Source organism: Nocardiopsis chromatogenes YIM 90109 (assembly GCF_000341185.1).
Lineage (GTDB): Bacteria > Actinomycetota > Actinomycetes > Streptosporangiales > Streptosporangiaceae > Nocardiopsis_A > Nocardiopsis_A chromatogenes.
In genome coordinates, this window is record NZ_ANBH01000062.1 from 1 (window position 1) to 5,374 (window position 5,374).

General features: G+C 76.2%; 4 protein-coding genes. 2 read left to right on the forward strand and 2 right to left on the reverse strand.

From position 1 onward, the window contains the following. Positions 1-1,064: 1,064 nt before the first annotated feature. The gene (locus D476_RS36970; RefSeq protein WP_017623122.1) at positions 1,065-1,976 is read right to left on the reverse strand and encodes a neutral zinc metallopeptidase; all 912 of its coding nucleotides are present in this window, start codon (positions 1,974-1,976) and stop codon (positions 1,065-1,067) included. A gap of 12 nt (positions 1,977-1,988) precedes the next feature. Further along, positions 1,989-2,954 carry a neutral zinc metallopeptidase gene (locus D476_RS36975; RefSeq protein ID WP_017623123.1) on the reverse strand — a complete coding sequence of 322 codons (966 nt, stop codon included), beginning with the start codon at positions 2,952-2,954 and terminating at the stop codon, positions 1,989-1,991. Between the two features lie 141 nt (positions 2,955-3,095). Between D476_RS36975 and D476_RS0106340 the strand changes: the two genes are divergently transcribed. Further along, complete coding sequence (locus tag D476_RS0106340) at positions 3,096-4,895, forward strand: DUF2207 domain-containing protein (protein ID WP_017623124.1); 1,800 nt, start codon at positions 3,096-3,098, stop codon at positions 4,893-4,895. A 23-nt stretch (positions 4,896-4,918) separates the two neighbouring features. Next, positions 4,919-5,344, forward strand: a complete 426-nt coding sequence (gene dtd, locus D476_RS0106345) for a D-aminoacyl-tRNA deacylase (RefSeq protein ID WP_017623125.1) — start codon at positions 4,919-4,921, stop codon at positions 5,342-5,344. The last annotated feature ends 30 nt before the right edge of the window (positions 5,345-5,374 follow it).

The following is a 5,374-nucleotide window of genomic DNA, read 5'->3' on the forward strand; positions in this document are numbered from 1 at the left end:
CGCGCAGCCGGGCGCAGATCCGGTCGGCGCTGCGGTTCCAGGTGTGGGCGGTGCCCGGCACCAGGGCCATCATCGAGGCCCCGGCGACGACGACGGCGAGCAGCCCGAGCAGCACCGTGCCCGCCGGGGCCGCCCCTTCGGCGCGGTCGTACAGCGCGGGCGGGACCGCCGCCAGCAGCCCCACCGTTCCGGCGGCGACCGCGATGTGCACCGACCGCAGCCGCCCCATGATCATGCTGTTCCGCCAGAAGTGCGGGCGGCTCAGCGGCGCGTCGGCGGACGGGGAGGGCGCGGTGCCCTGGGCGGCCGCCTCGTACACGCTGGTGGTGCGCCGGGACAGCCGCCACAGCAGGGCCGTCGCGGCCAGCGGCAGGCGCNCGGCCGCCAGCGACAGGCCGGGGCGGGCCAGCAGGCCGCCGGGGGCCGACAGCTCGCCCAGCAGCGGCCGCAGTTCGGCGCAGCGCTCCCCGTAGGCGGGGCACTGCCAGCCGACCAGGTCCATGCCGATGCCCGCGGCGGCCATCACCAGCAGCACCGTCAGGCTGAGCGCGAGCAGCCGGGAGGCCGACCCGTAGGCGATGTCGGCCAGGCGGTGCAGGCGCGAGCGGCCGGTGCCGCCGGTGGCCCCGGCGCGGCCGGTGCCCGAGGAGCCCTGGGCGAGGGCGGCGTTCCCGTCGGGAGGCGCCGGGCGCATCCAGTAGGCGATGTTGGCCAGGATGAACGGTAGCAACAGCAGCCACAGCGCGCGGGAGGCCCGCCCGGAGGTGAGGTTGCCCCAGGCGAAGATCTCCCGGGGCACCCCCGGCACGGTCTCGGTGTCGCGGGCGCGCCGCCAGCGGAAGAACCCGGCGAGCCGGTCGCCCCCCACCCGGACCACGGGCTCCACGTCCAGCAGCTCCTCGGCCTGCCCGCCGCTGACCCCGTGGATCCGGAGTTCGACGATGCGCGGATCGGAGGGGGAGGGGGTACGGTCCTCGGGCATGCTCGGATTGTCCCACGCAGGCCACGGCCCGTAGGGGGCGGCGGGCGGCCGCACCCGGCCGCGCCCGGTTGCGCCGACCGGTTCAGGACACCAGCGCGTTGTCGGCGGTCCAGGTGTTGCAGGCGCCGGGGGTCTGCTCGTCCAGTCCGTGCCGCACCCACCGGCGGCTGTTCTCCGCCGAGCCGTGCGTGCGGTCCTCGGCGGGCCCGTCCGGGCGGTCGGCGGTGGCCTCGGAGTCGTCCAGCACCGCCCGCACGTCCTCCTCCTCCAGCGGGTACGACACCGCCACCGCGCCCAGGAACACCCCGGCCAGGCAGTTGGCCTGCAGCTCGGACCGGCGCGTCCAGGCGTTCTGCGCGATGCGGCCCTCCTCCTGCCCGCGCCGCTCGTGGTAGTACTCCAGCACCCCGGCCTCGCCCTGCACGTGGTGGCCGTACTCGTGGGCGAGCAGGGAGGCGTACACCGCCCCGTTCGGCTCGCCCTGCCACTTGCGCACCACGTCCTCGGTGCCGATGTAGATGCTCTGGCTGGTGCGGCAGTAGAAGGCCCCCGCCTCGGAGGGGTAGTCCCGGCACGGGCTGCTGCCCGGCTCGGTCCAGAACACCCGCGACGGCGGGTCGAAGGCCAGCCCCGCCCTGGCGAACTGGGTGGACCAGGCCTGGTCGAGGCAGTCGGCGACCCCGTTCAGGAACCGCTCCACGGAGGCGGGGTCGTCCACGTCGGGATCGGGCGAGGGGCAGGGGAGCGGCGCCAGCCGCCCGGTGCCGTACAGCGGGTTGTCCACCAGGGCCTCCCGGCCCGAGGGCGCCCCGCCGTCCGGGCCCGGGGCGGCGGCCTCGTCAGGGGCGGCGGATCCGCGCCCGCCCCCGGGCTCGGACGAGCCGCCCGTCGCCGACCACAGCAGCACCGCGAGCGCCACCGCGGCCGCGCCCAGGGCCGCGTACAGCGCGTTGCGCCCGCCGGGGCGCCCCCGGCCGCCGTACCCCTCGGCCACGGTCCTCCTCGCTCACTCGACCAGGTCCCCGTCCGCGCTCCAGGTGTCGCACGCGGCGGGGTCCCGGCGGTCCATCCCGTGCTCGGTCCACAGGGCGCCGTTCTCGCCGGTCCCGTGCGTGCGGTCCGCCGAGTCGTAGTCGCCCCGGCGGCGGGCGTCTTCGAGGATATGCTCCCGTTCCTCATCTCCGACCGGGAGGCTCGTCTCCACCGCCCCCAGGAACGTCCCGCCCAGGCAGTTGGCCTGCAGCTCGCTGCGGCGGGTGAGCCGGTCGCGCTCGGCGGCGCTGGAGGCGGCGCTCCGGTCGGCGTGGAAGCGGGCCAGGATCCCGGCCTCGCCCTGCACGTGGTGCGCGTACTCGTGGCCGAGCACGAACGTGTAGGTCTCCGGGTGCCCCCCGTCCCAGGAGTCGGCGACGATGTCCTCCACGCCCAGGTACAGCCCCTTGTTGGCCTGGCAGTAGAAGGCAGCCGTGCCCTCGGCGGGGAAGTTGCCGCACGGGCTCTGCCCGGAGGCGTACCAGAACACCCGGCTGGGCGGCTCGAAGTCCATGCCGCCCTCGGCGAACCGCTCCTTCCACGCCGTGTCCAGGCAGTCGGTGATCTCGTGCAGGAACGCCTCCATGGACTCCCGGTCCTCGGGGTCCACCTCCGGCGCCGGGCACTCCACCTCGGTCATCTCCCCGGTGGCCCGCAGCGGGTCGCCGACCGCGCCGCCGGATCCGGACACGGACCCCGAGCCGGTCCCGGCGGAGGCCTCCTGCGCCGACGCGGGCCGCGCCTGCGCCGCCCCGGCCGGCGCCGCCAGCTCCGACACGGTGAGGAATCCGGCCAGCCCCACCGCCGTGAGCCCGGTGAGCAGCACCAGCCCCACCGCCGGACCCATCGGCGGGCGCGGCGGCCGGTCGGGCAGCGGCGATGGCGCCCCCGCGCCGCCTGCCCGGCCCGCGCGCGCGAAGCGCGTCCCCCTCGCGGCCATGCGCCGCCTCACCTCCTGGAGCCCGACCCCGGCGGCGTCGGCCCCTGGGCGCCGACGCGTCACGACGCCGTCGATTATGACGGGTTTCCGAGGTTCGTCCGGCACAGACCCCGGAGGGGGAACCGCTAAGCTCGCTTCCCGATGTCCAAGGCCGCATCCCCGGGACGGGGCGCCCGCGCGGCCGCGGCGGTGTGCGCCGCGGCCCTCGCCGTGCTGCCCTGGGCCGCACCGGCCGGGGCCGCCCCCGCGCCCGCCCCGCGCGAGGAGGCGGAGACCCCCGAGGCCCACACCGTGCCCGAGGGCGCCGACGCCGACGCCACCACCGTCGACATCAGGCTGCGCATCGACGCCGAGGGGGTCGTGCACGCCGAGGAGACCCTGGTCTTCGGCTCCGGCGCGGGCGCCGCCTTCACGCGCGGCCTGGGCGTCCGCGAGGACTACGACGCCGACCGCGACCGCGTCTTCCCGGTGGAGGGCGTGCGGGCCGAGGACGGCTCGGGGGCGGAGCTTCCGGTGCGCACCGAGGAGAACGGCGACGTCCTCGACCTGGTCGTCGAGCGCGGGGAGGCCGACTCGGCGGTGCTCGCCTACACCGTGCGCGGCGCGCTGGAGGACACCGGCGACAGCGTCGAGCTGGAGTGGACGCCGGTGGCCGGGTACAGCGCCCCCGTCGCCGAGACCAACGTGCGGGTGGACGCCCCGATGCCGCCGCGCGCCCTGTCCTGCACCGCCGGGGACCCGCGCAGCTCCATCTACTGCACCTCCTCCGACATGGGCGGCCACGAGGCGCTCACCGCGCGCTTCCTGCAGGCCCGCATGGAGCCCGGGCAGCGGCTCTCCATCGCGGTGGCCTACCCGCCCGGCACCGCGCCCGCAGCGCCGGTCCTCGACCGCACCTGGTCGCTCACCTCCGCCTTCGCCGTCACCCCGTTCACCGGCTCGGTGTTCGGGCTGCTGCTGGTGGGCCTGCTGGGCGGGCTGGCGGCGCTCATCCGCATCCGCGGCCAGGACGAGCGGGCCCTGCGCACCGAGTCCGGCGCCGCCGACAACGTCCCGCTGGCGCCGGTGCCCGGCCTGCCCGGCGGCATCCGCTTCCGCCCGCCCGACGGGGTGCACCCGGGCCAGATCGGCACCCTCATCGACGAGCAGGCCGACGTGGTGGACATCGCCGCCACCGTGGTCGACCTGGCGGTGCGCGGCCACTACACGATCGAGGAGCTGCCGCACGACCACCCCGCCTCGGTCGACTGGGTGCTCAGCAAGCGGGTCCCCCCGGCCGACGAGGGGCTGCTGCCCTACGAGCGGATGCTCATGGACGCCCTCTTCGAGCGGAGGGTCAAGGTGCGCCTGTCCCAGCTGCGCCGCGGCGCCTTCGGCGCCCGCCTGGGGGCCGTGCGCGACGAGCTCTACCGGGACATGGTGCGGCTCAAGTGGTTCGCCCGCCGCCCCAATGTCACCCGGAACCGGTGGGCCACCGCCGGGATCGGGCTCACCGCCGCCGGGGTCGGCCTCACCGTGGTGCTGGCCGCCTTCACCCACGCCGCCTTCACCGGGCTGGCCGTGGTGATCGCCGGGGCCGCGATGACGCTCGGCGCCCAGTACATGCCGGCCAAGACCGCCAAGGGCAGCAGCGTGCTCGCGCACGCCATGGGCTTCCGCGCGTTCCTGATGAGCGCCGAGGCCGAGCACGTGCCCGAGGGGAGCCGGGTGGAGCTGTTCTCCCGCTACCTGCCCTACGCCCTGATCTTCGACAACGTGGACCGCTGGGCCAGCGTGCTGGCGGCCGCCGGGGAGCGGGAGGAGAGCGCCAACAAGCGCCTGCCGTGGTACGAAGGGCCCGAGGAGTGGCACGTGGGCGACTTCGCCGAGTCCATCCGGGCGTTCGTGGTCACCCTGTCCGGAGTCGTCTCCAGCGCCCGCCACTTCCGGGCGCTCGGCTGAGGAAGCAGCGGGAGGGAGCGCGCATGCGCGCGGTTCTGCAGCGTGTCGACGGGGCGCATGTCGACGTCGGCGGGCGAACGGTCGGTTCGGTGCCCGGGGAGGGTCTGCTGGCCCTGGTCGGGGCCACCCACACCGACACCGGGGAGCAGGCGCGCGCGATGGCCCGCAAGATCTGGAACCTGCGCATCCTGGAGGGTGAGCGGTCCTGCTCCGACGCCGGGGCGCCGGTCCTGGTGGTCAGCCAGTTCACCCTCTACGGCGACGCGCGCAAGGGGCGGCGGCCCACCTGGCAGGCGGCGGCGCCCGGCCCGGTCGCCGAGCCGCTCGTCGACGCGGTCGTCAAGGAGCTGCGCGACCTGGGCGCGCACGTGGAGACCGGCGCGTTCGGGGCGCACATGCGGGTCGGGCTGACCAACGACGGCCCGTTCACGGTGGTCGTCGAGGTGTGAGCGCGTGTCGGCGGCCCGCCGCGCGGCGGG